25 protein-coding genes are annotated in these 24,548 nt (G+C 33.6%); 13 read left to right on the top strand and 12 right to left on the bottom strand.

Going from position 1 to position 24,548, the window contains the following annotated elements; all coding sequences use genetic code 11:
- The first annotated feature begins 77 nt into the window (after positions 1-77).
- Both dccR and EL158_RS04795 read left to right on the top strand, forming a co-directional pair.
- A complete protein-coding gene (gene dccR, locus EL158_RS04800) occupies positions 78-743 on the top strand; it encodes a two-component system response regulator DccR (RefSeq protein ID WP_027303741.1) in 666 nt (221 codons plus the stop codon).
- Positions 736-1,938, top strand: a complete 1,203-nt coding sequence (locus EL158_RS04795) for a sensor histidine kinase (RefSeq protein WP_027303740.1) — start codon at positions 736-738, stop codon at positions 1,936-1,938. Before dccR ends, EL158_RS04795 begins: the two co-directional genes overlap by 8 nt.
- Here the strand turns inward: EL158_RS04795 and EL158_RS04790 are convergent.
- The 3 genes from EL158_RS04790 to plsY are packed head-to-tail and all read right to left on the bottom strand — an operon-like array spanning position 1,927 to position 3,060.
- Positions 1,927-2,130, bottom strand: a complete 204-nt coding sequence (locus tag EL158_RS04790; RefSeq protein ID WP_027303739.1) for a hypothetical protein — start codon at positions 2,128-2,130, stop codon at positions 1,927-1,929. The two genes, EL158_RS04795 and EL158_RS04790, sit on opposite strands and share 12 nt — an antisense overlap.
- Entirely contained in the window at positions 2,123-2,464 is a 342-nt protein-coding gene (locus tag EL158_RS04785; protein WP_027303738.1) for a dihydroneopterin aldolase, read from the bottom strand. Before EL158_RS04785 ends, EL158_RS04790 begins: the two co-directional genes overlap by 8 nt.
- Positions 2,449-3,060, bottom strand: a complete 612-nt coding sequence (plsY, locus tag EL158_RS04780; protein ID WP_027303737.1) for a glycerol-3-phosphate 1-O-acyltransferase PlsY — start codon at positions 3,058-3,060, stop codon at positions 2,449-2,451. The genes EL158_RS04785 and plsY overlap by 16 nt, the downstream gene beginning before the upstream one ends.
- 783 nt (positions 3,061-3,843) lie before the next feature.
- Here plsY and EL158_RS04775 point away from each other — a divergent pair.
- The 5 genes from EL158_RS04775 (at position 3,844) to hemJ (ending at position 9,926) form a co-directional block, all read left to right on the top strand.
- Complete coding sequence (locus EL158_RS04775; protein WP_027303736.1) at positions 3,844-6,162, top strand: glycosyl hydrolase family 95 catalytic domain-containing protein; 2,319 nt, start codon at positions 3,844-3,846, stop codon at positions 6,160-6,162.
- Positions 6,149-7,450 (top strand): PTS sugar transporter subunit IIC, encoded by a 1,302-nt coding sequence (locus EL158_RS04770; RefSeq protein ID WP_027303735.1) that lies wholly within the window; start codon positions 6,149-6,151, stop codon positions 7,448-7,450. Before EL158_RS04775 ends, EL158_RS04770 begins: the two co-directional genes overlap by 14 nt.
- 248 nt (positions 7,451-7,698) lie before the next feature.
- On the top strand, positions 7,699-9,036 hold the full coding sequence (gene glmM, locus EL158_RS04765) for a phosphoglucosamine mutase (RefSeq protein WP_027303734.1): 1,338 nt from the start codon (positions 7,699-7,701) through the stop codon (positions 9,034-9,036).
- Entirely contained in the window at positions 9,029-9,490 is a 462-nt protein-coding gene (gene lspA / locus EL158_RS04760; protein WP_027303733.1) for a signal peptidase II, read from the top strand. Before glmM ends, lspA begins: the two co-directional genes overlap by 8 nt.
- A complete protein-coding gene (gene hemJ, locus EL158_RS04755; RefSeq protein WP_027303732.1) occupies positions 9,474-9,926 on the top strand; it encodes a protoporphyrinogen oxidase HemJ in 453 nt (150 codons plus the stop codon). The genes lspA and hemJ overlap by 17 nt, the downstream gene beginning before the upstream one ends.
- Positions 9,927-9,932: 6 nt before the next feature.
- Here the strand turns inward: hemJ and EL158_RS04750 are convergent, their stop codons facing one another.
- Positions 9,933-11,267: a coproporphyrinogen III oxidase family protein gene (locus tag EL158_RS04750; RefSeq protein WP_027303731.1), complete on the bottom strand. Its 1,335-nt coding sequence runs from the start codon at positions 11,265-11,267 to the stop codon at positions 9,933-9,935.
- Positions 11,268-11,397: 130 nt separating this feature from the next.
- Between EL158_RS04750 and cmeU the strand changes: the two genes are divergently transcribed.
- Positions 11,398-11,646: a CmeU family protein gene (cmeU, locus tag EL158_RS04745; protein ID WP_004277393.1), complete on the top strand. Its 249-nt coding sequence runs from the start codon at positions 11,398-11,400 to the stop codon at positions 11,644-11,646.
- A gap of 12 nt (positions 11,647-11,658) precedes the next feature.
- Here cmeU and EL158_RS04740 read toward each other — a convergent pair whose 3' ends face one another.
- The 5 genes from EL158_RS04740 to ccoG all read right to left on the bottom strand — a co-directional run bounded on the left by EL158_RS04740 (position 11,659) and on the right by ccoG (position 19,404).
- Positions 11,659-13,095, bottom strand: coding sequence for an efflux transporter outer membrane subunit (locus EL158_RS04740; RefSeq protein ID WP_027303730.1), 1,437 nt, complete (start codon positions 13,093-13,095; stop codon positions 11,659-11,661).
- Positions 13,088-16,213, bottom strand: coding sequence for an efflux RND transporter permease subunit (locus tag EL158_RS04735; RefSeq protein ID WP_027303729.1), 3,126 nt, complete (start codon positions 16,211-16,213; stop codon positions 13,088-13,090). Before EL158_RS04735 ends, EL158_RS04740 begins: the two co-directional genes overlap by 8 nt.
- Positions 16,213-17,316, bottom strand: a complete 1,104-nt coding sequence (locus EL158_RS04730; RefSeq protein ID WP_027303728.1) for an efflux RND transporter periplasmic adaptor subunit — start codon at positions 17,314-17,316, stop codon at positions 16,213-16,215. The genes EL158_RS04735 and EL158_RS04730 overlap by 1 nt, the downstream gene beginning before the upstream one ends.
- Positions 17,317-17,411: 95 nt before the next feature.
- Positions 17,412-18,041 carry a TetR/AcrR family transcriptional regulator gene (locus EL158_RS04725; protein WP_027303727.1) on the bottom strand — a complete coding sequence of 210 codons (630 nt, stop codon included), beginning with the start codon at positions 18,039-18,041 and terminating at the stop codon, positions 17,412-17,414.
- On the bottom strand, positions 18,031-19,404 hold the full coding sequence (ccoG, locus tag EL158_RS04720) for a cytochrome c oxidase accessory protein CcoG (protein ID WP_027303726.1): 1,374 nt from the start codon (positions 19,402-19,404) through the stop codon (positions 18,031-18,033). The genes EL158_RS04725 and ccoG overlap by 11 nt, the downstream gene beginning before the upstream one ends.
- A 159-nt stretch (positions 19,405-19,563) precedes the next feature.
- On the opposite strand from ccoG, the gene rpsU reads away from it, so the two are divergent.
- From rpsU to EL158_RS04695, 5 genes are all read left to right on the top strand, one after another.
- Entirely contained in the window at positions 19,564-19,776 is a 213-nt protein-coding gene (rpsU, locus tag EL158_RS04715; protein ID WP_002780697.1) for a 30S ribosomal protein S21, read from the top strand.
- Between the two features lie 93 nt (positions 19,777-19,869).
- Positions 19,870-20,472: a UPF0323 family lipoprotein gene (locus EL158_RS04710; protein WP_004277386.1), complete on the top strand. Its 603-nt coding sequence runs from the start codon at positions 19,870-19,872 to the stop codon at positions 20,470-20,472.
- An 86-nt stretch (positions 20,473-20,558) separates the two neighbouring features.
- The gene (gene hsrA, locus EL158_RS04705; protein ID WP_004277385.1) at positions 20,559-21,230 is read left to right on the top strand and encodes a homeostatic response regulator transcription factor HsrA; all 672 of its coding nucleotides are present in this window, start codon (positions 20,559-20,561) and stop codon (positions 21,228-21,230) included.
- A gap of 105 nt (positions 21,231-21,335) precedes the next feature.
- On the top strand, positions 21,336-21,581 hold the full coding sequence (locus tag EL158_RS04700; protein WP_004277384.1) for a YfhL family 4Fe-4S dicluster ferredoxin: 246 nt from the start codon (positions 21,336-21,338) through the stop codon (positions 21,579-21,581).
- Positions 21,582-23,039: a Ppx/GppA phosphatase family protein gene (locus tag EL158_RS04695; RefSeq protein WP_027303725.1), complete on the top strand. Its 1,458-nt coding sequence runs from the start codon at positions 21,582-21,584 to the stop codon at positions 23,037-23,039.
- Here EL158_RS04695 and EL158_RS04690 read toward each other — a convergent pair.
- From EL158_RS04690 to EL158_RS04680, 3 genes are read right to left on the bottom strand one after another with little or no spacing between them, the layout of a single operon-like run.
- The gene (locus EL158_RS04690) at positions 23,036-23,776 is read right to left on the bottom strand and encodes a hypothetical protein (protein ID WP_225532308.1); all 741 of its coding nucleotides are present in this window, start codon (positions 23,774-23,776) and stop codon (positions 23,036-23,038) included. The genes EL158_RS04695 and EL158_RS04690 overlap by 4 nt on opposite strands.
- Before the next feature lie 26 nt (positions 23,777-23,802).
- Positions 23,803-24,117: a flagellar motor switch protein FliN gene (gene fliN / locus EL158_RS04685; RefSeq protein ID WP_004277381.1), complete on the bottom strand. Its 315-nt coding sequence runs from the start codon at positions 24,115-24,117 to the stop codon at positions 23,803-23,805.
- The gene (locus tag EL158_RS04680) at positions 24,110-24,538 is read right to left on the bottom strand and encodes a hypothetical protein (protein WP_027303723.1); all 429 of its coding nucleotides are present in this window, start codon (positions 24,536-24,538) and stop codon (positions 24,110-24,112) included. The genes fliN and EL158_RS04680 overlap by 8 nt, the downstream gene beginning before the upstream one ends.
- Positions 24,539-24,548: the final 10 nt, after the last annotated feature.

Below are 24,548 nucleotides of genomic sequence, written 5' to 3'. Positions count from 1 at the left end.
ATAAATTTATTTAAATAAAAATGAATTTAAAATGCTTTCTATTTTTTGCTAAAATAAGCTTTTTTGAAAGGAAAATTGTGGCGGCTAGGATTTTGATTTTAGAAGATGATTTGAGTTTGGGTGAGATTATAGAAGAGCATTTGAGTGATGAGGGTTATAAAATCACGCTTTGTGATAATGCTAAAGAGGCGCTTGATTTAGCTTATGAGAGAAATTATGACCTTTGGATTTTAGATGTCAAAGTGCCTTTGGGCGATGGCTTTTCTTTACTTAAAGAATTAAGAGGGGCAAATAAGCAAACTCCTTGCATTTTTATGACCTCTTTAAATACCACAGATGATTTAAAACAGGGCTTTAGCGTGGGTTGTGATGATTATATTAAAAAGCCTTTTGAGTTGGCTGAACTTTCTTTGCGCGTAGAAGCTTTACTTAAACGCTCCTTTTTTCATAAAAATGAAAATTACGAGGATTTAGGAGAGGGACTTAAATTTAGTCTTAAAAATCAAATTTTATATAAAGATGACAAAGTCTTAGCCCTGCCAAGTAAGGAAATTAAACTTTTGACCTTACTTTTGCAAAATAAAAATCATTTTTTAAGTGTGGAAGAAATTTTTGATAAGCTTTGGGAATATGATGAAGAGCCTAGTGAGCTTAGTCTTAGAGCTTATGTGAAAAATTTGCGTAAAATTTTAGGTAAGGATAAAATTATTAATCAGCGAGGCAGAGGCTACCGCTATGGCTAAAAAAGTAATATGGCAAATTTTACTCATCTATCTTACAACCACTGGCGTTTTTTTAAGCATTTTTTTTAGCATTTGGTATGAAAAACTTTATGAGGATTTAATCCTTATAAAAGGTGAGAATTTAAGAGAAATACGCCGCACCATAGTTGTTAATATCGCAAATAATCGCTTCGTCCCTTTAGAAGAAAATGCTGCAAATATCGCTAAAAGTGCGAGAGTTCAATTTGCCATTTTTGATAAAGAAAGGGCTTTTTTTAATAATTTAGACCTTAATTATACTCAAGCAAAGATTAGACTTAAGGGTAGGGGAGTGAGTGAGGGTAGGGTATTTTTTATGGCACCGATGAGCTTAAGTGAGTATTATTTAGGACAAACTAAGGGGCATGTGGAAAATGATGAGGGGCTTAAAATTCTTATACAAGGCGAAGATGTGAGTAGGGATTTGCTTTTGATTAAATTGAAAGTTTTGAGTTTTGCATTACTTGCTTTTGGAATTTTAGCTTTGATCGCTTATATTTTAGTTAAAATTTCTCTTAAGCCTATGGAGGAAAAAATAGAAACGCTTAATCGCTTCATTAAAGATTCTACGCACGAAATCAATACGCCTTTAAGTGTGATTTTAATGAGTATAGAGCAGCTTGAAAGACAGAATTTGGAACAAAGTGCCAAATTTTTACGCATTAAATTAGCGGCTAAAACTTTGCATCAAATTTATTCTGATTTGGTTTTTTATAATTTTTCCCATACGCTTTCAAATGAAAAAGAAAGCTTTGATTTGAGCATTTTGATAAAGGAGAGAGTGGAGTATTTTAGATTATTTTTCGAGCAAAAAAAGCTTTGTTTGAAGCTTGATTTAAATACACACTCTCTTTTTTTTGCAAATAAAAATCAAATTTCTAAACTCATCGATAATCTTTTAAGCAATGCGATAAAATATAATAAAAAAGGCGGAGAAATCGCTATTATCCTTAAAGAAAATTCCCTTGTCATTAAAGATAGTGGCTGTGGAATTTCTAAAGAAAATTTGGCACATATTTTTGAGCGTTATGCGAGGTTTAATGAGGATCAAGGAGGCTTTGGTATAGGGCTTTCTTTGGTAAAGAAAATTTGTGAGGAAAATGACATTTTGATAAGTTGCGAGTCAAAAGAGGGTGAAGGAAGTGCTTTTAGGCTTGAGTGGGAGCTACTTGCTTAAAAGAGCAGCTTCCTTGCTTGAAATGAGGGCGTTTAAAATTTGCATTAAATCCTCTTTTTCTTTTAGGCTAAGTGAGAGAAGTGGAGTGTTTATAAGCTGCGAAACAAAGGCTTCGTTAAGTAACTCGCCATCATTAAATTCTCTCGCCTTTTGAGCGATTTTCAAGGCTTTTAAATCTTTTTTTTCATACATTTTTACCCCCTAAATTTGTCAAAATAAACTGCCTACTAGCACCAACTTTAGCATTTTTGAGAATTTTTGGTTTAAAAGTTGTGATTTTTAAATAAAAAATTTGAGGAAAAAGTTCTTTTAAATTAGCACCCATAAAATTTAAAGAATCTTCTATGGTTTGAAATTTTTGCTTTTTGTAGTTTGCTTTAACACATTTTGCGACTTTAGCATAGTCTAAAAAATCATCGCTTTTAGCCTTAATTTTAACGATGATTTTTTGTTTTTCGACACGCTCTTTGGGTAAAATTCCTATGATACACTTAAATTTAAGCTTGATTTTTATATGACTTTGCATTCTTCTTTAAAAAGCAATCTTTTGATATTAGGCAAGTGTTTGTAAAGTATGATAAAGGCGATGATAAACACAGGTGCGTGAGTATCGATAACGGGCATATTATAATTAAACACAAAAGAAGTGGTGATAAAGGCTAAAAGTCCCATAAGCGAGGCTAAAGAAGAGATTTTAAAAACTTTTCCTATGATGAACCACGCTATAAAAGCACTCAAAACTTCTAAGGGTAAAAGCACAGCCATAGCTCCAGCCCCAGTGGCTATACCCTTTCCGCCTTCAAAAAAAAGATAAAGTGAAAAGCAGTGCCCAAATATCGTCAAAACCGCTACACTCCAAAGCAAATTTAAATCATAATTTAAAAATTTCAGCACCATAAGAGGGATAAAAGCCTTAGCAAAATCGAGTATTATCGTTGCTATGGCGAGCTTTTTGGCTAAATTTGGATTTGCTTCTTTGACAACTCTTAAAACATTGGTTGCACCTATGCTCTTTGAGCCTTGATTTTTAATATCGACCTTAGCAAAAACCCTAGCTAAAATTAATCCAAAAGGCACAGAGCCCAAAAGATAAGCTAAGGCATAAATAGTTAAATTTTCCATTTTGTCCTTTATTTGCTTTCAAAATATTTGTAATTTTTACGAAATAAAATAAACAAAATTTAAATTTTTTGACCGAAAATTAAAAAATAAGCTTTTTTGTTAATTAAAAATTGAGATGAGAATGCCTGTATGTAAAACATAAGTGCGATATTCATTCTAAATTTTGGGAAGTTGCTAACAAATTGTTAGACAATAAAAAAGAAAAGGGCGAAATTTATCAGCCTTATTAGTGGCTTTGTAATGAAACTATTAAAAATATGTGAAGATAGCAAGAAAGATGAATGTGGAGAATTTATGGAAAGAATATAATCTTTAACATGTGGATTTAAAGGCTAAACTTAGGAGTAAAATCTAAAATATGAATGATTGAAGTTAATACGGACCCATTGAAGAAGAAATGTTTTTATATACAACAATTTAATGAAAACAAAGTCTTTAAATAATAAAAATTGATTTCTATTAATGAGAAATAATAATTTTATAGCCTAAAACATTGTTTATTTTAGTAAACTTACCATAATATAAATAAGCCTCTAAAGATTAGTTATTATAGGTTTTTTGCAGTTTTGAGTATCTAAGAAATGATATTTTTGTGGATTAAAATTCCAGTTTGGAATAATTAAAAATCTTAGGTATAAATTGTATATTATTGTAACACATAAATAGTTTTGTGTATTATTGTAACATTTATTTTATTTATTGAAGATAAAATTGATGATTCATTTCAAAAATATGTAATTTTTATGATACCTTTTAAAATAAAATTATTTTTAAGGCAAGTTAATGCATATTTATTTTACAAAACCTGCAAAAAATTTTAATGAGGCTTTGCCTTTAGGCAATGGACGCTTGGGCGTTATGGCTTATGGATTAGGAGTTTATGGGCTTAATGAATCTACGCTTTATTCTGGCAAGCCATTGATTGATGAAAATCCTAGCGATGAAATGTTAGCACCTATGGGGTTTATTAAAGATGGTCTTTATGCGTATAGGGGTAAGGAAAGTAGATATGGTAAGCTTTTTAAAGAAAAGCTTGCAGAGGTTAAAAAACTGATTTTACAAGAGAAATATTCCTTGGCAAACGCTTTTGCTGACGAGTGGTTGCAAGGGGGATTTTCTGGTAGTTTTATGCCTTTTGGCGTGTTGCGTTTTGATTTTGTTGGGGATTTGGGAACTTATTATAGGGAGCTTGATTTGTTAAAATCTACCCATCAAGAACACTTTATGTTAGGTAAAAATGCAGTTTCTCTTGTAAGTATTATGAGGGAAAATGGCTTAGAGTTGGAGCTTAGTGCTTCAAAGGGTATAGATTTTAGCCTTTCTTTTGAAGGGGAGTTGCTTATGACGAGTTTTTATAAAGAAGGCTATTTTGTAGCTTATGGTAAATGTCCTTCCTATGCTTCTCCTTATAGAGAAGAGGAGGCAATTATTTTTGAAGAAGGGGAGGGGATAGGATTTTTAGGGGGAGTTAAAATTCAGCAAGTAGATGGGGAGCTTGAAGCTAAAAGCGTGGCTTTAAATTTTAAGAATACCACTATACTTAAGCTATCCTTAAATATTGTTTCAGGTTTTTTAGGCTTTGATTCTAAGCCAATTAGTGATGGACGAAGCTTATTTAGCCTTTTTAAAAAAAGTTTTAGCAAAGAGAGTGAAAGGGTAAAATCTCTTCCTCTTTTTTTGAAATTTAATCAAGGCAAAAATCGTTTCTCTTCACAAAAAGAATTGAATTTACAAGATAAAATTGCCTTATTATTCCACTATGGAATCTATTTACATTGTGCTAGTTCAAACAAATTCCAACCTTCAAATTTACAAGGAATTTGGTGCGATAGCATAATGAGTGCTTGGTCGAGTAATTACACGACAAATATTAACTTGCAAATGAATTATTGGATAGCCCCTTTTTTAGGGCGAGATGATAGCATAGAGCCTTTGCTATGTTTGTGTGAAGAACTTAGTGTTACAGGTGCTTTAGTTGCAAAAGAGCTTTATGGGGCTAGAGGTTGGTGCTTACATCACAATAGTGATTTATACCGCCACGCTTATCCTACGGGAAATGGGGCACAACATACACTTTGGTGCTTAGGTTCAGCTTGGTTGGTTTTAACGCTTCAGCATTATTTAGATTTTAATCCTCTTTCTAATCTTAAAGAAAGGATACAAGCTCTTTTGCTTCCTTGTTCTCTTTTTTATGTGGATATTGTAACGAAGATTGATGGCAAATACCATACTCTGCCTTCAAGCTCACCCGAAAACTCCTTTAAAGATTTAAAAACAGGGCAAAGAGCCGCTTTAAGCAAAAGTTCTGCTTTAGACATTTCTTTACTTAAAGAGCTTTTTAGTCGCACACTTAATGGATTGTCTAAACAGCATTCTAATTATAAAGAAATCCAAGAGATTTTTGAAAATTTAGCCTCCCATCAAATCAATAAAAAAGGTGAAATTGCAGAATGGTATGCAGCAGATTTGTTGGATTTTGAACCTAAGCATCGACATTTATCTCAGCTTTATGATTTGTATCCTGGAAATTTATTTTATAAAGATGAACGACTTTTAAAGGCTGCAATAAAAAGTTTGCAAAATAGAGGTATAGAAGGCACTGGTTGGTCTTTAGTTTGGAAAATCGCTATTTATGCAAGACTTAAAGATGTTAAAAAAGTTAAAATCTTGTTAAAAAAACTTTGTAAAAATGCTAAAAATACTCCAAGTCCCTTCCATCATCTTAAGCACAACAAAGAGATTGATTTTGTCAAAGGGGGTGGTTTATATAAGAATTTTCTTCTTGCACATCCTCCTTTTCAAATTGATGCTTCATTAGGGATTAGTGCTGCTTTAATGGAGCTTTTTATACAGAGCCACTTGGATTATATTGAAATTTTACCTTGCTATTTTGAAGAACTTGGTAGCGGAAAATTGGCACATTTGCGTTTAAGGGGAGGCATTAGCTTTGCCTTAAGCTTTGGGTTAAGAGGTTTTGAGTTAGAGCTTAAAGCGGATTTTACGCAGGAGAGGGTTTTTTGTTATCGTGGAATTTTTAAAGCTTTCACTCTCACTCCAAAAGTATTGAAACTTACACAAAAGGATTTTGATGAAAATTTTTGACACACTCAACACTTTTATGTTGGAAAAGGTTAAGCCTTTGGCATTTCGTTTTGAAAATCAACCGCATATTGTTGCCATTAAAAATGGCTTTATTGTGCTTTTACCTTTTTTGATTATAGGTTCTTTTATGATGATATTGTTGATTCCACCTTATCCTGAAGATACTACAAGTGGTTTTGGACAAGCTTGGTTGGCTTTAGCAAAAGAGTTGTCTGAGCCTTTATGGCGCGTTTTTCAAATGAGTTTTAATGCAATTTCTCTTTTTGCTTGTGCGAGTATTAGTTTTTATCTTGCTAAAGAATATAAAATAACGCCTTTACATACCGCAGTGCTTTCTATGATGGCTTTTCTGCTTCTTTGTATGCCTTATCAAAATTCAAGTGCTGATATCACTTATTTTGGGGGTAAGGGCTTGTTTGTCGCTATTTTCATTGCCTTTTATGTTACGGAGCTTAAGCGTTTTATTTTGAGGTGCAACTTAAGCATTAAAATGCCAAAAGAAATTCCAGTAGCAGTTGCCCAGAGTTTCAACACTCTTATTCCTATATTAGCCGTTTTGCTAACTATCTATCCTTTTGCGTTGCTGATAGAACATTATTTTCAAGCCTCTGTTCCAGTTGTTTTTGAACAATTTTTAGCCCCTGTGGTTCAAGCTAGTGATTCCTTATACACGCTTTTAATATTAACTGCTCTTATTCACCTTTTATGGTTTTTTGGAATCAATGGAGCGTTAATTTTTATACAGCTTTGGACCCCCTTTTTGCTTGTCAATTTAGGAGAAAACTTAAAGGCATTTCAAGCAGGAGAGCCTTTACCTTTTGTAATTACCAATGGTTTTTGGGACTTTTATGTAACGCACGGAGGAAGTGGAGGGCTTATTTCCTTGTGTATTTTACTTGTGTTGTTTTCAAAATCTAAACTTTGTAAGAATATCGGTAGAGTAGGCATTGTGCCAGTATGTTTTTCCATAGCAGAGCCTATTATCTATGGCTTGCCTATTTTACTCAATCCCATCTTTTTAGTTCCTTTGCTTTTAGCTCCCCTTGTCAATGGTGCCTTAGCTTATTTTGCGCATTCTCTTGAGCTAGTTCCTGCGATGGTTATTTTAGTGCCTTGGACTACCCCCGCTCCCATAGGTGCTTACATAGCGTCAGGAGGGAGCGTTAGTGCAGCAGTGCTTTCTGTGCTATTGATTATTCTTGATGCCTTAATTTATTATCCTTTCTTTAGGCTTTATGATAAAATTTGTCAAGAAAAAGAGGCGAATGGAAAAGAAATTACGCAATGAAGAATATCATTTTGTAAAACTAAAAAAGAGGGCGTAAACAACATATTCTTAGTCTAATGAGAATATGTTGTTTAGGAGTTCAAGGATAAGGAATTGATGCGAAGGAGTTTATAGCGTTAAAGGGTGAGTATAGTAGAGATTTAAAGGAGGATGGAGTAATTTCTAAATTAGCGTTTTATAGAGTATTCTTGTAAAATCGATTTGCTATCTTAGGCTACAATTCTTTTAAATTTTAACAAGGGCTAAAAATGAAACTTTTTGGAACAGACGGAGTTCGCGGTAAGGCGGGAGAATTTTTAGACAGCTTTTTAGCAATGCGTTTAGCTATGGCGGCTGGAATTTATTTTAAAGATAAGGCGATTACAAATAATATTTTAGTCGGTAAAGACACAAGAAAAAGTGGCTATATGATAGAAAATGCCATAGTTTCAGGGCTTACTTCCATAGGTTACAATGTCATACAAATAGGACCTATGCCAACTCCTGCTATCGCTTTTTTGACCGAAGATATGCGTTGTGATGCAGGGATTATGATTTCGGCTTCACATAATCCTTATTTTGATAATGGTATTAAATTTTTTGACTCGCACGGCAATAAACTCAGCGAAGAGATAGAGGAAAAAATCGAGCAAATTTATTTTGATGATAAATTGCTTGAAAGCTCTAAGGTTACGATGGAGCAAATCGGCAGAGCAAAGAGAATTGATGATGTGATAGGGCGTTATATTGTGAGCATTAAAAATTCCTTTCCTAAAGATTTGACCTTAAAATCTTTAAGAGTCGTGCTTGATGTCGCACACGGAGCGGCTTATAAGGTTGCACCGACCATTTTTAAGGAGCTTGGTGCTGAAGTGATTGTGATGAGTGATAGTCCTAATGGGCTTAATATCAATGATAATTGTGGTGCGCTCCACCCTACGAATTTGGCAGAGGAGGTTAAAAAACTTCGTGCTGATGTGGGCTTTGCGTTTGATGGAGATGCGGATAGGCTTGTCGTAGTCGATGAAAAGGGCGTTGTGGCAAATGGAGATAGTTTGCTAGGTGTTTTAGCTCTACATCTCAAAGAGCAGGGTAAATTAAAATCTAAAGTTGTAGCGACCATTATGAGTAATGGGGCTTTGAGGGAATTTTTAAATAAAAATAAAATTGAGCTTGAAACTTGCAATGTTGGCGATAAATTTGTGCTTGAAAAGCTTAAGGCTTGTGGGGGGAATTTTGGTGGGGAGCAAAGTGGGCATATTATCTTTAGTGATTATGCTAAGACAGGCGATGGGCTTATCGCCGCACTTCAGTTTTCTGCTCTAATGCTTTCAAAGAAAAAAAGCGCAAGTGCAGTTTTAGGGCAAATCAAGCCTTATCCGCAACTTTTACACAATCTTAAAATTTCTCAAAAGAAAGATTTAGCTAAACTTAAGGGCTTAAAAGAGCTTAAAGCAGAGCTTGATAAAAAGGGCATTAATAGCCTTTTTCGCTATTCTGGCACGGAAAATTTAATTCGCTTACTTTTAGAGGCAAAGGATAGTAAGCTTTTGGAAAAAGAGATGAGAGGCGTGGAGGCTTTTTTTAGGAAAGCTTTAAATGATTAAAGATTATAAAATTTTTTGGAGCTTTTTTGCTTTAGTTTTTGTTCTTGACCAAATTGTAAAAATTTTAACCCTAAGAGGTATGCGCTATCAAAGTGAGTATTTAGACCTTACTTTTGCTTTAAATACAGGCGTTGCCTTTTCTATGCTAAGTTTTTTTGAGCATTATTTAAAATATTTACACTTGGCGATTTTGCTAATTCTTTTTGCCTATCTTTTTTGGCAAAAAGAATTTTTAAAAGAGCATATCATAGCTTTTGGCTTAATGCTTGGTGCGGGGTGTTCAAATTTACTTGATCGCTTTATCCACGGAGGCGTTGTGGATATGTTTTTTTGGCATAAGGGTTTTGAATTTGCTATATTTAATGTAGCTGATGTAATGATAAATCTTAGCGTTGCTTTGATTTTAATTAAGGAAATTTTTTTAAAGAGAGGTAAAAATGACAGAGTGGATTAATGAATATTATGCGTGGATTAAATTTGTGCATTATTTAAGTTTTGTTTCGTGGATGGCGGGGCTTTTTTATTTGCCGCGACTTTTTGTGTATCACGCAGAAAATAGAAACAATGAAGGTTTTGTAAGTGTAGTGAAAGTGCAAGAAAGAAAGCTTTTTTGGACGATTAGCACTCCGGCGATGATAGTGGCTATTATTAGTGGAAGTTTAATGCTTCACGCACATAAGGAAGTTTTGATGATAGGCTCTGGTTTTATGCACGCGAAATTAACTTGTGCGACCTTGCTTATTTTTTACCATATCCATAATTTTTTCTGCCTTAAAGCCTTGGCAAATGGCACTTCGACAAAGAGCGGAAGATATTTTAGAATTTATAATGAAATTCCAACACTTTTATTTATCATCATCGCTTTAATGATGGTCGTGCGTCCTTTTTAAAGCCTTTTAGGCTTTAAATTCCATATTTTGTGCGTTGAGAGGATCGACATTTTCACGCATAATATCAATGAAATTTTTATTTTTAAGCCTAGCATCATCTCTAAAGACAGCCCTAACTAAATCCATACCCGCGTAAAAATCTTTCATTAAAACCATAAAAAGATATTTTCCAAATTCACAAGATTTTAAAATATCGCCCTCTTTTTTAATTGCTCCACACATTTTAAGCGCCTTAAGCTCGATGAAAAGCTCTTTTTCTAAGTCGCATTTTAAGGTGCGATTAAAGTGAGTAAGTTCAAGACTGCCTGAAAAAATTTCGGTTAAAAAGACATATTTAAGTCTTTCTTTTGGGTTAAAATGTGCTTTGGCTATATTGGCATTTTGCTTTTCTTTGATGAGAGTGGTGTAGGTGTTAAGATTAAAAGCATTAATTAAAAGCTCACCATCTAAAAAGCTAAAAGCCCCACTGCCAACGCCTAAATACTCGTGATGTGAGCTAACATATTCATCATTGAGTTTATTTTTTTCTAAGGAGAAACTCCAAGCATTATTTTGCGTATAATCCTTAAAAAATTCGCAAATGATTTGATAAAATTCAAATTCATTATCTTTAAAACTCACGCCTAAGGATTTTGCTATATTATCTTTTGTCAAATTTGACTTCATTAAAGGATAAGTTGTGATTTGTTGAGGGGATAATTTTTTAGCGATATTAAGGTCATTTAAAAGTTGCTCTTTGCTTTGTGTGGGAAGATTGAAAATTAAATCTATGCTAAAAATAGGCAAGATCCCTAAAGCCTTTGCAATTTTTTCTTGTAAAACTTCGCTAGAGCCAAATTTATGATACCTCGCGACCTTTTTTAAGGTCTCATTATCAAAGCTTTGTATCCCACAGCTTAGCCTATCAATTAAACCTTTAAACATTGTTAGTTTTTTGGGATCTATGTGATTTGGGTCGCTCTCACAAGAAATTTCTTTAATATCAAAAAGCTTTTTGCAAAGCTCTAATGTCCTTAAAAGCTCCTCTTCGTTAATAAGCGTTGTGCCGCCTCCCACATACATAGCATTAAAATTAAAACCTTTATCTTTGATGATTTGAAGTTCTTCTCTTAAGCTTTGAAAATAATTTTTAGCTAAATTTTCATCATAATAATATTTATGAAAGCTACAATAGGGGCAAAAAGTATGGCAAAATGGTATGTGAGCGTAAAGCATATAGGATTTTTCTTTGGCGATTTTTGCTTGAGGTTCTTTTAAAAGTTCGACCTTAAGATTCTTTTTAAGAGCTTTTTGCATCATAATATGTGAGTATTTAAGTGCTAAATTTTGAAAGAAATTCATTATTTTACCTACATTTGGATATAAAAATCGTAACTTTAACAATTTTTTACTAAATAAAAGTTAAATTTTCTTGTTTTTTGAGTGTAAAAATGCTATAAATTTTTTCATCATTAAATACTAAGGAGACACAATGGAAAAAGAACAAATCGTTGCAAATCTTAAGGATTTTTTCGCCAAAAGAGAGGAGTTTTTTCAATATTTTGACGCTAATCTTAGCAAAAAAGAAAATATAGACGCCTTTGATTTTTCTAAGAAAAATGAGTTAAATGCTGAGGAGATTTATAAGCGTTTTTATCATTTTGATTATGCGATGAGAAAGCTTTTGCCACCACTTTTTAAGGCTTATGAAATTCACCCTGCTAAGGATTTAAAGGATTGATTTTAGGGAGTTTTACTCCCTAAAAGACATATCAAGTTCTTTTGCGTTTTCTTTTATTTCTTGACTTAAATTTGCATTTGCTTCAAATCCACCGCCAAAAGCTTTAATTACATTAACTATGGAATTTGCCATAAGATAAGTTGCATTAGCGTAAGAAATTTTAGCACTTAGTAAATTTCTTCTAGCATCTAAATATTCTATTAATGGTATGCTTCCATTTTCATAGCGAATACTAGCGAGGGTGTAAATTTTTTCCTGTGCTTCAAGTAAGGCTTTATAATTTTCATAATTTTGCAGACTTGTTTTTCTTTGAGAAAGGGCATAACGCACTTCCGCAAAGGCTGTTTTAAGAGTATTTTCATAAGTTATAAAAGCTTTATCCTTGCTAAGTTTAGCTAAATTAACGCTTTGATAAATTTCGCCCCAGTGAAAAATAGGCATTAAAAATTTCCCACCCACACTCCAAGCCTTGCTGCCGTCTTTTACAAGAGTGTCTAAATCTCCACTCTCAAAGCCCAAAAGTCCTGTTAAAGAAAGACTTGGTAAAAAAGCACTTCTTGCTACACCGACTAGATAATTTTGCTGAGTAAGGCGACTTAAAGCAGCGTTAATATCTGGGCGTTGTAGTAAAATAGTGCTTGAAATTCCTTCAGGTAAAGATTTGGCAAAATGTGTAAATTTTTGGTAGTTTTCCTCCTTATAAAGCACATCGTCTAAATCACTTGCTGTTAAAATTTTTAAGGCTTTTAAATAATTTTCTTTAGTGTCAATGGCGTTAATGTATTGGGCTTTAACGCTTTCTAGCTCGGCTTTTGACTGGGCTAGTTCGTATTCTCCTATGGCACCTATTTCATACAAAGAACGCTTAAGTTCATAAGTTTGAGTGTAAGCCTCCATAGTTTCTTTGTAAATTTGCATAGCTTCATAAGCATTTGCACTATTAAAATACATCTGCACCACATTTGAGACAATGGAAAGTCTAGCCGCCACATAGTCAAATTCACTTGCCTTTAAATTCTCATAAGAAGCATTATAATTATCGCGGTATTTTCCCCATAAATCCACCTCATAGCTTAGATTAAGCCCCATATCAAAACTATTGTTATAGCTAAAAGCTCCTGTTTTATTGTTAGGTGCGTTAATGGAGCTTTTGGCTCTGTTTGCATTTGCACTAGCATCAAGTTTTGGAAGTAGGTCGCTTCTATCTATGCCAAGCTGAGCAGCAGCTTGTTCGAGATTAACATAGGCGATTTTCAAATCAGCATTATTTTTTAAGGCTTTTTCGACTAAAAAATTTAAATTGCTATCATTAAAATCTTTCCACCAGTTTTTTTCAATGCTTACATTATTATCCATACTTGTGAAATTTGCCTCGCCGACTTTAAGACTAGGTTTTAAAGAACAAGCCCCTAGCAAAAATGCAGTTAAAATAAATATTAAACTACGCATTTACCTTCCTCCTTTTCTTATCAAGCCAAGCGTTAAAGCTTTCTAAAAGATAGAAAAATAAAGGCACAAAGAAAATTGCTAAGGTAGAAGCAGCTATCATACCACCGATAAGTCCGGTGCCAAGAGCGTGTCTTGCGGCACTTCCTGCACCACTTGAGATCACTAAAGGCAAAATTCCCAAAGTGAAAGCCAAAGAAGTCATCACAATAGGACGAAATCTTAATTTTGCTGCCTCCACAGAAGCGTCAAATATACTTTTTCCCTTTTTAAGATGCTCTTCCATTGCAAATTCTACGATCAAGATAGCATTTTTAGCAGAAAGTCCTATAAGTAGTAAAAGACCCGTTTGAAAATATACATCGTTATAAAAATCCCTTAACCATATAAAAAGCAAAGAGCCAAAAAGAGCAAAAGGCACAGCGGTGATAACCGCTAAAGGCATAAGCCATCTTTCATATTGTGCGGCTAGAATTAAAAAGACGAAAATCATACCCAAAACAAAGGCTATTGAGCCTGTGTTAGAATTCGTAGCTTCTTGGTAAGAAGTGCCCGACCAAGCAAGAGTATATTCCTCTCCTAAAAATTCTTTAGTAAGCTCCTCCATCACAGCCATAGCTTGTCCTGAGCTATATCCTGGGGCTGGAGAGCCTTGAATTTGTGCGGCTGGGAAGAGATTAAAACGCTTAACATCATCAGGACCCGCACTACTTTTAAGCGTAAGTATAGAATCAAGAGCGATCATTTGCCCATCGCTTGATTTGACATAGATGTTTTTTAAAGCTTCTTGAGTGTTTCTAAAATCGCCCTTTGCACGAACATTAACTTGGAAATTTTTACCAAGCAAGGAAAAGTCATTAACATAATAAGTCCCTATGGTCGAACTAACCGTAGCAAAAACATCTTGCATATTAAGTTTGTAATATTTTAATTTATCTCTATCAATTTCAAGTTTAAATTGCGGATATCTTGTATCAAGTGTTGTTCTAACTCCTGTTAATTCTGCCCTTTGATTTGCTGCAGCGACTAATTTATCAACATCAGCTTGAATTTCATCATAGCTTTTACCGCTTCTATTTTGTGCATACATCTCAAAACCACCTGTAATACTAAGTCCCGGTATAGGCGGAGGGTCTAGGAAAAAGGTTTGTGCTTCTGGGTTAAAGGCGTGTTTGATATTAAGATTTTGAACGATTTCAAAAGAGCTTACATTTCTATCTGCCCAGTCATCAAGCTGGATAAACATAGCCCCAGCGTTTTCTTTAGGGGAATTTGTAAAAAGGTCAAAGCCGATTAGAGCCATACTTGAATTAATGCCGTTTTGTCCTAAAATATCATTTTTAGCAGTTTTATCTATAAAATCTATAGTTCTATGTAAAGATGAGGCGGCTGGAAGATTGATGATAGACATAATAACGCCTTGATCTTCTGTTGGCACAAGTGAGCTTGGCACACTTTGATAAAGATAATAAGTTCCCCCGAGCATAATGCCAAAAATCATCACAAAACGCATCACTCTTTTTAAGATATAAGCTACACCAGCACTGAAAATTTTAGTCGACCAGTCGAAAAAGTCGTTAAATTTTTTCACAAAGACGAAAGGCTCTCCATTATTTCTTTTCAAAAATAAAGCACATAAAGAAGGAGTGAGGGTAAGAGCAACAAAGCCTGAAATAGCCACAGAAATAGCTAGAGTAAGGGCAAATTGCTTTTGAATTTCTCCCACAAAGCCAGAGATGAAGGACACTGGGATAAAAACAGCACAAAGCACCAAAACAATAGAAACAACAGGCGAGGCTACTTCCTCCATAGCCTTAATGGTAGCGTCTTTTACTGAAATATTTGGATCTTCGTGTAAAATTCTATCGACATTTTCCACCACGATAATGGCATCATCAACGACTATCCCTATGGCTAAAACGAGGGCAAAAAGGGTGAGCAAATTGACACTAAAGCCTAGTAAATAAAGTCCCGCAAAGGTGCCTAAAAGCGAAACAGGCACTGCTATCATCGGTATAAGAGTGGAGCGGAAATTTTTTAAGAAAAGATACATTACGATAATAACCAAAATCAAAGCCTCAGCAAAGGTTTTTAAAACCTCATAAATAGAAGCTTTCACAAAGGTCGTTGTATCATAAGGAACATTGTAGGCTAAGCCTGCGGGGAAGTTTTTAGAAAGCTCCTCTAATTTTTCGCCGACTAATTTTGCAGTATTGACGCTATTAGCTCCTGATTGAAGATTGATGATAATTGGCACGGCGTCATTGCCACTATAACGCCCCTGCGCGACATATTGTTGTGAGCCTAGCTCTATGTCTGCGACTTCTTTAAGTCTTAAAAAAGAGCCGTCTTCATTAACTCTTAAAATCACTTCGCCAAATTCTTGTGAGCTTTTTAGTCTTCCTTGCATAGTGATAGAATAGACATAGGGCGATTTTTGCGTTACGGGTTCTTCGCCTATTTTACCTGTGGCATATTGTGCGTTTTGTTCCTCTATGGCGTTTAAAACTTCTTTCGCGGTGATTTGATATTTATTAAGCAAAGTTGGGTCAAGCCACACACGCATAGAATAGTTTCTATTTCCTATGGCAAAGGCATCACCTACGCCTGGAACTCTCTTAATGTCATCGATAATATTTAAGGTGATATAATTATAAATATCCACAGCATTCATAGAACCATCGGTAGAATACATAGCCACAGCTTCAAGTATGCTTGAATTTGATTTTCTTACCGTAACGCCTAGTTTTTTAACGGCTTCTGGTAATTTTGCGGTGGCGGAAGAAATTCTATTATTCACATCAACTGTGGCTTGATTAGGATCTGTGCCTATGTCAAAATAGGCGGTAAGTCTCATTTGTCCAGAAGCTGAAGAAGTGGATTCTAAATAAATCATATTTTCAACGCCATTAATGGCATCTTCTATGGGTATAGCCACACTTTCTGAGATGGTTTGTGCGTCTGCTCCTGTGTAAGTCGCACTAACGCTAACTGTCGGTGGTGTAAGGTTTGGATACTGCTCCACAGGTAAAGAATAAAGTGCTATCGTTCCTGCTAAGGAGATGATAATTGCCACAACAGAAGCAAAAACTGGTCTTTCTATAAAAAATTTAGAAAACATTATTTGCTCCCCATTTCGCTGACTTTAGAACCCGGTCTTATCTTCTTAAAATTATTCATAATAATCTTGTCGCCATTTTTTAAGCCACTGCTAACTACAGCGTAATCATTTGTTTGATAAATGACCTTAATAGGTGTTTTGACAACTTCGCCATTAACAAGCGTATAGACATAAACTTCTTCTTGATTCCTTAAAATGGCTATTTGAGGCACTTTAAAACCATCTTTTTGCATAAAACCTTCTGAAGTGATAGTTGTAAAAATTCCCGGAAGCAAAGTGCCATTTTGATTATCAAATACTGCTTTAGCCTTAACACTTCCGCTTTTTGCATCAATTACAGAATCTATAAAGGTTAAATTCCCCTCAACATCAATTTCATTAAGTTTGAAGCTAGCTTTTAGATTATCAAGTTCCCATTTACCGCTATCAACATTGCGTTTTAGTTTTAATTTGTCAGTATCCGAAATGTAAAAATCCGCATAGATAGGATTTAAATTTGTGATCCTTACAAGCTCTGTGGAGCTAGCATTTACATAAGTGCCTATATTAATCAAAGCATCGCCTACCATACCATCAAAAGGAGCTTTAACTTCGGTATGGGCTAAATCTATCCTTGCGTTTTGAAGCTCGGCTCTTGCACTTGTAAGATTTGCTTTAGAGCTATTATAATTTGCAAGACTTGTATCATACTCTTTTTGTGAAATGGCTTTTTTTTCGATTAAGATTTTATTTCTTTTAAATTCCTTGCTCGCATTTTCATAATTAGCTCTTGCATTTAAGGCTTTACCATAAGCCATATTTACATTTGCCTCAAATTTATCAGGCTCGATTAAAAAAAGCTTATCGCCCTTTTTTACTTTTTGACCAGCTTCGAAAAATTTTTCTATTATCACCCCACTAACTTGTGGTTTGATAAAGGCATCATAATCGCTTACAAGTTGTGCTGGGTAACTAAAATGTAAAGGGATATTTTCACTTTGTGCTATTATGGTGCTAACGGGTTGAGGGGGCATTTGTCTTTTTTGCTCCTCCTCTTTAGAGCAAGCATTAAAAAGCACAGCAACGCTTAAAAATATGAGAGTTTTTTTGCCAAATTGATTCATTTTATTCGCCTTAAATTATTTATTTTTAGTAATTTATATTACTCTTTTTTACAAAAGCCCCATTTTATATAAAATTGGTTAATAAAAGAGAAAAATTATCTTTTAACCCCATTTAAAAAAAGCTCAACTACAAAATTCACATGTTCTTTTTGTTCTTTTTTACTCATAACCTTAGTGTCAATGAGTATGTTTAGAGTGTGGTATGGCTCTCTTAACATTGTGCAAAATAAAGTTGCAAGCTTTTCCGCATTTGCTTTAAAATAGTCTTCTTTTTGATTTTGAAAACAAGAAACAAGGATATTGTGAGCGAAATTTCTCTCATTATTTTTAATCCACTCTTCCAAATTTTTATCTTCATTATAAACTTGGGAATAGATAATTTTGCCAAAAGTTGTGGTTTGTTTTTGATTAAAAATTTCCACATAAGTTAAGCCAAAATGATAAAGAATATCTTCAAGTCTTTCGCTTTCACTTTCTTTAATTTTAGAATTTAAAAGCTCAAAATGTCTTTTGCAAACATCATTTAAGATTTCAAAAAATAAGCCTTCTTTATTTTTATAAGCGGTGTAAATATTAGAATATGACCCGCCAGAAATTTTAATAATATCACTCAAGCTTGTTTTTGTGTAGCCCTTGGTAAGAAAAAGCTCAAGGGCGACAGCCTTGATTTTTTCTTGTCTTGCTAGAACTTTTACGGATGGCTCTTTGCTTCTTTTATTCACCATTTTTTCCTTTTAAAAGAGTGCTTTTTGGATAGACAAAAATGCTTTCTCTATATACGACTATGTTTGGGTCATCAAGAGCGTAGGCTTTGATTTTAAGTGAAAAAATTGTGTCTTTTTGATTATCATTAGCTAATTCTTTAAGGGCTTCTAGGACAATGATTTTTTTATCTTTTGCTCCAGCTTCTAGTTTAAAAGGCTTGGTTGGTCTTAGAATTTTAACTCCATTTTCCACCCCCTCCAAAATAGCTTCAAAATAATATTCGTGTGGCTTACTGTCTGTATTTTGAAATAAGAAGGTATAAGCATTTGTAATTTGCAAAACATTATTTTTATGCTTGATACTATAAAGCTCCGTGCTTCTATTGATATTAAGGAGCATATTTTCTTTTCTAGAGCCCATAACAAAAAGTGCAATTAAAGCTATGGTTAAAACTCCAGCATAAGCTATAGTTCTAAATCTAAAATAATTCACTTTTTCACGCGTTTGCATAGCCTTCGCACTTGTCCAGTTAATCAAACTTGGTCGATTAAATTTGCTTTGTATAGTAGAGCAAGCATCAGCACACTCTAAACAATTAATACACTCAAGTTGCATCCCAGCTCTAATGTCAATGTGCGTAGGACATACACTCACACAGGCTTCACAGCCTATGCACTCACCTTGTGGAGGTTTTTTATAAAGCTTAGTTTTCCCATCATAAATCACACCACCTCTTTTTTCATCATAAATCACTTGCATAGTATCGCGGTCAAACATTACAGATTGAATTCTTGCATAAGGACAAACATAAATGCAAAATTTTTCCGCTAGATAGGTTATATCTAAGGTCAAAAATAAAGACGCACAAAATAAAATTCCAAACAAAAGCAAATGTTCTTCTGGATTTTGTATATAAATGAAAAAATCTTCAGGTGGTATAAAATACCATAATAAATTACTTACAGCCACGATAGAAATAAGGTAAAAAAGTAATACGCCTAAGAATTTTTTAAAAAATTGCCCTTCATATTCTTTTTGTTTATTATTGATATTTTTACGAATTTTTAAAAGTTTTGTTTGAATAATATCCCTATAAATCACACGAAATATAGTTTGCGGACAGCTCCACGCACACCAAATTCTACCAGCTAAAGTTGTAACAAAAAAGATAGTTAAAAAAAGCAAAATAAGCACAAAGGGCATAAGATAAAATTCCTGAGTATCAAAAGCGGTAAAAAACAAATGAAGCTTTTTGTGGTCAAAACTTAGTAGAAAAAAGTGGTTATCATTAATTCTTATAAAAGGTAGGGTAAAAATAATAATGGTAGTGATAAGATACCAAATATATCTTTTTTGCGTGTAATGCGTGATGTGTCCTTGCATAGAAGAACTCCTTGTGTTTAGTTTTTATTAATTGTAATGCAAATAAACAAAAACAATTCTTAAATAAAAATTTTATTTATATCATTTTTGTTAAATTTACTTTATTTGATTATAATTTCGCTTCACAATTAAAATCATTAAAGAAAGGTGGTGAGGGTCGTGCCAGGTATTAAGGTGCATCCTAACGAGTCTTTTGATGAAGCGTATCGCAAATTCAAAAAACAAGTTGATAGAAATCTTGTTGTAACTGAAGTGAGAGCAAGAAGGTTTTTTGAGCCTATGACTGAAATTCGTAAAAAGCAAAAAATTTCAGCTCGTAAAAAAATGCTTAAGAGACTTTATATGCTAAGACGCTACGAATCAAGACTTTAATCTTAAAGCCCGTAAGGGCTTTTTCATTTTTTAAACTCTTAATTTATTATTTTGCGTTAAAATTCCTTTAGATTTTAAATTTAAAGGGAAAATATGTCAAAAATTCAAAAAATCCTCAAAATCGGTATGATAAGTGGTTTAACAGCCGTTGCTGCTGGGGCTTTGGTTGGCTGCAATGATTCAACTCAAGCTTCAAGTGAAAGCACACAAAACGCTCAACAAGGTGCTTTTGTCATTATAGAGGAAACAGCTCCTAATCAATACAAAATCAAAGAGCAGTTTCCAAGTGCTGAAACTAGAGTTGTTTTACAGCAGCTTGATGGAACGGAAAGAGTTTTAACTAAAGAAGAAATGGACGCTCTTATTAAGGAAGAGGCAGCGAAAATAGATGAGGGAACTTCAAATTTAACCAAAGATAACGCTCAAATAAGTAGTGGAGGCTTAAGTCTTGGAGAAACATTGCTAGCAAGTGCGGCGGGAGCAATTTTGGGTAGCTGGATAGGCTCAAAGCTTTTTAATAATCAAAATTTTGCAAATCAGCAAAGAGGAGCTTTTTCAAATCAAAGTGCTTATCAAAGAAGTATGAATAGTTTTAATAAAGCTGGAACAGCAGGTGCTAGTAAGGCTGGAACAAAATCGGGCTTTTTTGGTGGTGGTTCAAAATCAACAACAAACAATTCAAATTTTGGCTCATAAATTTAAGTAAAATGTAATGAAAAAATAAATATTAACTTAAATTGTGTTATACTTTTTAAAATTTTCTTAAATATAAAGGATAAAAAATGAGAATTTTGATTATAGAAGATGATATAGGTCTTAACAAGAGCATAGTAGAAAACCTTGCTCAATTTGGTTATCAAAGTGATTCTTCTGAGAATTTTAAGGATGGAGAATACTTCATCGGTATTAGACATTATGATTTAGTCTTGGCGAACTGGACCTTAGCTGATGGTGATGGGGCGGAGCTTATTCGTCTTGTTAAACAAAAGTCTCCTCGCACTCCTGTGATTATTATTTCTTCAAAAGCAGATAAGGATAATGAAATAAAAGCTTTAAAATTGGGTGCTGATGATTTTATCAAAAAACCTTTTGATTTTGATATATTCTTAGCTAGAATTGAAGCAAGGCTAAGACTTGGCGGAACAAATGTGATTAAAATAGAAGATTTGACAATAGACCCAGATGAAGAAAAAATTACATATAAAGGGCAAGATATTGAGCTTAAAGGTAAGCCTTTTGAGGTGCTAACACATCTTGCAAGGCATTCTGATCAAATTGTTTCTAAAGAGCAGCTCTTAGATGCGATTTGGGAGGAGCCTGAGCTTGTAACGCCAAATGTTATTGAAGTAGCTATTAATCAAATTCGTCAAAAAATGGATAAGCCGCTTAATATCTCTACCATAGAAACGGTTCGTCGTAGGGGCTATCGTTTTTGCTTCCCTAAAAAATCTTAATTTTTGCACCTTATGGTGCAAATTTTTCCCTTTGTTTTTTAGTTTATATTTTCTTTAAGTTTTCTTATTGTATAAGGTTAAATTATTTTATTGTGAAAGGTAAAAATGTCTCTTTTAATCACAAAAGATTGTGTTTGTTGCGATGCTTGTAGGGAAGAATGTCCTGATGATGCTATTTGTGAAAATAGCCCCATTTATGTTATTGATCCCGATCTTTGTTCTGAGTGCGTGAATGATTTTTCCGAACCTGCTTGTATAGTCGCCTGCCCTTATGAGTGCATTATACCAGACCCTGACAATAGTGAAACCATAGAAGAACTTCGTCTTAAAAGTCGTCATAGAGAAAATTAAATGGCAAAAAAAACAGCTGTTGTGGATTTAGGTTCAAATTCTATAAGAATGATAGTATTTGAAAAAACTTCACGCTATGGTTTTTATACGGCTGCGGAATTTAAAAGAAAAGTAAGACTTGGTGAAAATGCCTATAATAATGGTAAAATTTTACAAGAAGAAGCTATGCAAAGGGCTGAAGATGCCTTAAGATATTTTAAGGAGTGTGCTTATAAGCATAAGTGTAAGAAAATTTTTATTGTGGGGACTTCAGCCTTAAGAGATGCACCAAATTCTAAGGATTTTATTCAAAGAATTAAGGAAAGGCTAGGGTTAAACATTCGCTGTATCGATGGAAAGAGTGAAAGTTATTTGGGAGGCTTGGCTGCTTTAAATTTACTTAGCCCTTTTAAAAATGCTACTACACTCGACATAGGAGGCGGATCAAGTGAGCTTTGCTTGATTAAGGATAATAAAATTGTAGATTACATCTCTCTTGATATAGGCACGGTAAGACTTAAGGAGCTTTTTTACGATACTAATAAGCTGGGTAATATTGAAGCGTTTTTAAAGCCTATTTTAGAACAAATTCCTACGCATTTTTGCAATGATAATCTTATAGCCATAGGTGGAAGCTTGAGAGCTATTTCCAATTCCATTATGCAAAAAAATTCTTATCCTTTAAAAAATTTGCACGATTATCGTTATGATTTTAAGAGTGAAAAACAGCATATTATAAAAATGCTCAATGCGGACGCGCAGGCTTTAACAAATTTTGGCATTAAAAAAGAGCGTTTTGATACTATTCAAGAGGGCACTTTGATTTTTCTTAAAATCGCAGAAAGGCTTAAAAGTAAGCAGGTTATTACAAGTGGAGTTGGCATACGCGAAGGTGTTTTTTTAAAAGATTTGCTTAGGGTAAATCACACTTTTCCTATTAATTTTAATCCTAGCCTAAAGTCTTTGCAAGATCGATTTTTAAAGCAGGATTTAAATTATAAAACTCCACATTTTGCTTCACAGCTTTTTGATGTTTTGCAAGATTTGCATTATTTAAATAGAAGATATAGAAACATTTTGATAAATGCCGCAAAGCTTTCTCATATAGGCGAATATTTAAATTTTTATTTTGCTAATGAACACGCTATGAATTTTATAATGGGTGGATTAAGCTATGGATTTTCGCACCAAGATAAAGTTTTAATCGCTACAATTATTAAACTCAATGGGAAAAAATCAAATCCTTATAGCAATGATCCTTTGAGGCAACTTTTACCTAATACTAAAATTATAACTTGGTTAAGTTTTCTTCTGGCTTTAGCAAAAGCGTTAAATTATGAAGATAAGGTTTCTTTTAAATTATTAGGTAGCACTTTATATATTTATAACGAGGATAAGGAATTAAATTTAGCCAAAGAAGAGCTTAAGAAAATATCAAAGTCCATTTCTCTAACTCTTGTTATCAATCAAATTCCTTAAGCTTTCTTTTGCTTTTCTAAAATGATATTTTGAATTTTTCTTTTGTTATTTTCAAAGAAAGAGTTGAAATTTTCCTCATTGACCTTTGCTTCTTCTTGCGGTATTTCTTTGCTTTCTAAAAGAAGATTTGAATTTCCTATGATTAAAACATAGCGTTTATTTTCATAATCTAAAATGACAAGCTGATTATTTCTATCTATATTTCTTTGAAATTTAATTCCGCCAAAATTTTTTGAATTCACATTTGTTTTTTTAAGCCACCATAAAACTATAAGTAAAAGCATTAAAACAAGCATAACAAGTATGTAATTTGTATAATCATAACTTTCAATATCTTTGGGTTTAGGCATTAAATCGTTTTGTTTATCCACTTCTTGCTTAATGGGTTGAGAAAGTGAAGGAAGATTTGCACCTTCAGGTAAGGCTCTTATGCGAAGTCCAAATTTGTCATTGATTGTGCTTAGGCTAAAGTTTAGCTTTTCTTTTGTTTGAAACATAATGTGAGTTGCATTATTTTTAGAGCTAATTTGAATTTTATTGATGAGTTTAGAATTTAAACTTTTAAGCTCTTCTTTAGCTTCAAGTCCTTCAAAGCTTAAAAGGGCAAATTCTCCCTCTTTTTTTTGGGAAATTTTACCTTGATAAGCACTATCAAAAGAGAGCATTAAATCAACTCTGTCATTTCTGTCATAAATATTATAATTAATGAGTTTAGCGCTAAAAAGAGGCATAGTCATTAAAAGTAAAAGAAAAATTTTTTTCACTAAATTTCTTTTTTGAAGTATTGTAAGACCGTTTTGGAGTCGAGGATTTCATTAATTCTTATGGCTAGATTTTTCTCATAGACCATAACTTCACCTTTTCCAAAAATTCTCTTATTGATGTAAAGCTCCACGCTCTCCCCCGCAGGCTTTTCAAGGTCTATTACAGAACCGACCTCAAGTTTTAAAAGCTCTGATACGCTCATATTGGTAGTGCCTAGCTCACTAACAAAATCCACCGTGATATCTAAAATGTCTTCATAGGAATTTAAAAGACCATGTGCATCGTGGATATCTTCGATTGCTTCATCACTCATATTTTTTAAAGCCTATTCTAAAATTGTAATTGTCAATGGAGTAAGTCAAAGACTCATCAAGCTTAATTGTAGAAAAATCTATACGACCTAAATATTCTGGTATGCCAAGCTTGTATTCATCTTCACCTTTAGCGTCATTTAGTAAATTTTTAGCATAACCTATGATTTGATTTGCACATTCTTTTATTAGGTCGCACCAATCGTCTTCTTTAAATTTATAATCACTTATTAAAACATCGGCGAATTTTTTCAAGGCTTCCTTAGGAAAAAAGAGGTAAAAATCATACTCATTACCCTTAGTCCCTTCGATAGGTATAGAAGCACCATAAAGCTCACCACCGATATTTTCACCCTTTTCTATGCGTAGTCTTAAAATATGTTCACAAAAATGAGTAATGGAATATTCAAGTATTTTTAACATTTAAGCTCCT

It is taken from the genome of Campylobacter upsaliensis (assembly GCF_900637395.1).
GTDB lineage: Bacteria > Campylobacterota > Campylobacteria > Campylobacterales > Campylobacteraceae > Campylobacter_D > Campylobacter_D upsaliensis.
Note: the sequence above shows the minus strand (reverse complement) of the source record. Positions and strands in the feature narration are given on the sequence as shown.

Excerpts from the sequence above, each read along its gene's own strand:
- EL158_RS04795 (WP_027303740.1), top strand. The coding sequence starts at position 736 with ATGGCTAAAAAAGTAATATGGCAAATTTTACTCATCTATCTTACAACC.
- EL158_RS04790 (WP_027303739.1), bottom strand. The coding sequence starts at position 2,130 with ATGTATGAAAAAAAAGATTTAAAAGCCTTGAAAATCGCTCAAAAGGCG.
- EL158_RS04785 (WP_027303738.1), bottom strand. The coding sequence starts at position 2,464 with ATGCAAAGTCATATAAAAATCAAGCTTAAATTTAAGTGTATCATAGGA.
- plsY (WP_027303737.1), bottom strand. The coding sequence starts at position 3,060 with ATGGAAAATTTAACTATTTATGCCTTAGCTTATCTTTTGGGCTCTGTG.
- EL158_RS04775 (WP_027303736.1), top strand. The coding sequence starts at position 3,844 with ATGCATATTTATTTTACAAAACCTGCAAAAAATTTTAATGAGGCTTTG.
- EL158_RS04770 (WP_027303735.1), top strand. The coding sequence starts at position 6,149 with ATGAAAATTTTTGACACACTCAACACTTTTATGTTGGAAAAGGTTAAG.
- glmM (WP_027303734.1), top strand. The coding sequence starts at position 7,699 with ATGAAACTTTTTGGAACAGACGGAGTTCGCGGTAAGGCGGGAGAATTT.
- lspA (WP_027303733.1), top strand. The coding sequence starts at position 9,029 with ATGATTAAAGATTATAAAATTTTTTGGAGCTTTTTTGCTTTAGTTTTT.
- hemJ (WP_027303732.1), top strand. The coding sequence starts at position 9,474 with ATGACAGAGTGGATTAATGAATATTATGCGTGGATTAAATTTGTGCAT.
- EL158_RS04750 (WP_027303731.1), bottom strand. The coding sequence starts at position 11,267 with ATGAATTTCTTTCAAAATTTAGCACTTAAATACTCACATATTATGATG.
- cmeU (WP_004277393.1), top strand. The coding sequence starts at position 11,398 with ATGGAAAAAGAACAAATCGTTGCAAATCTTAAGGATTTTTTCGCCAAA.
- EL158_RS04740 (WP_027303730.1), bottom strand. The coding sequence starts at position 13,095 with ATGCGTAGTTTAATATTTATTTTAACTGCATTTTTGCTAGGGGCTTGT.
- EL158_RS04735 (WP_027303729.1), bottom strand. The coding sequence starts at position 16,213 with ATGTTTTCTAAATTTTTTATAGAAAGACCAGTTTTTGCTTCTGTTGTG.
- EL158_RS04730 (WP_027303728.1), bottom strand. The coding sequence starts at position 17,316 with ATGAATCAATTTGGCAAAAAAACTCTCATATTTTTAAGCGTTGCTGTG.
- EL158_RS04725 (WP_027303727.1), bottom strand. The coding sequence starts at position 18,041 with ATGGTGAATAAAAGAAGCAAAGAGCCATCCGTAAAAGTTCTAGCAAGA.
- ccoG (WP_027303726.1), bottom strand. The coding sequence starts at position 19,404 with ATGCAAGGACACATCACGCATTACACGCAAAAAAGATATATTTGGTAT.
- EL158_RS04710 (WP_004277386.1), top strand. The coding sequence starts at position 19,870 with ATGTCAAAAATTCAAAAAATCCTCAAAATCGGTATGATAAGTGGTTTA.
- hsrA (WP_004277385.1), top strand. The coding sequence starts at position 20,559 with ATGAGAATTTTGATTATAGAAGATGATATAGGTCTTAACAAGAGCATA.
- EL158_RS04700 (WP_004277384.1), top strand. The coding sequence starts at position 21,336 with ATGTCTCTTTTAATCACAAAAGATTGTGTTTGTTGCGATGCTTGTAGG.
- EL158_RS04695 (WP_027303725.1), top strand. The coding sequence starts at position 21,582 with ATGGCAAAAAAAACAGCTGTTGTGGATTTAGGTTCAAATTCTATAAGA.
- EL158_RS04690 (WP_225532308.1), bottom strand. The coding sequence starts at position 23,776 with ATGACTATGCCTCTTTTTAGCGCTAAACTCATTAATTATAATATTTAT.
- fliN (WP_004277381.1), bottom strand. The coding sequence starts at position 24,117 with ATGAGTGATGAAGCAATCGAAGATATCCACGATGCACATGGTCTTTTA.
- EL158_RS04680 (WP_027303723.1), bottom strand. The coding sequence starts at position 24,538 with ATGTTAAAAATACTTGAATATTCCATTACTCATTTTTGTGAACATATT.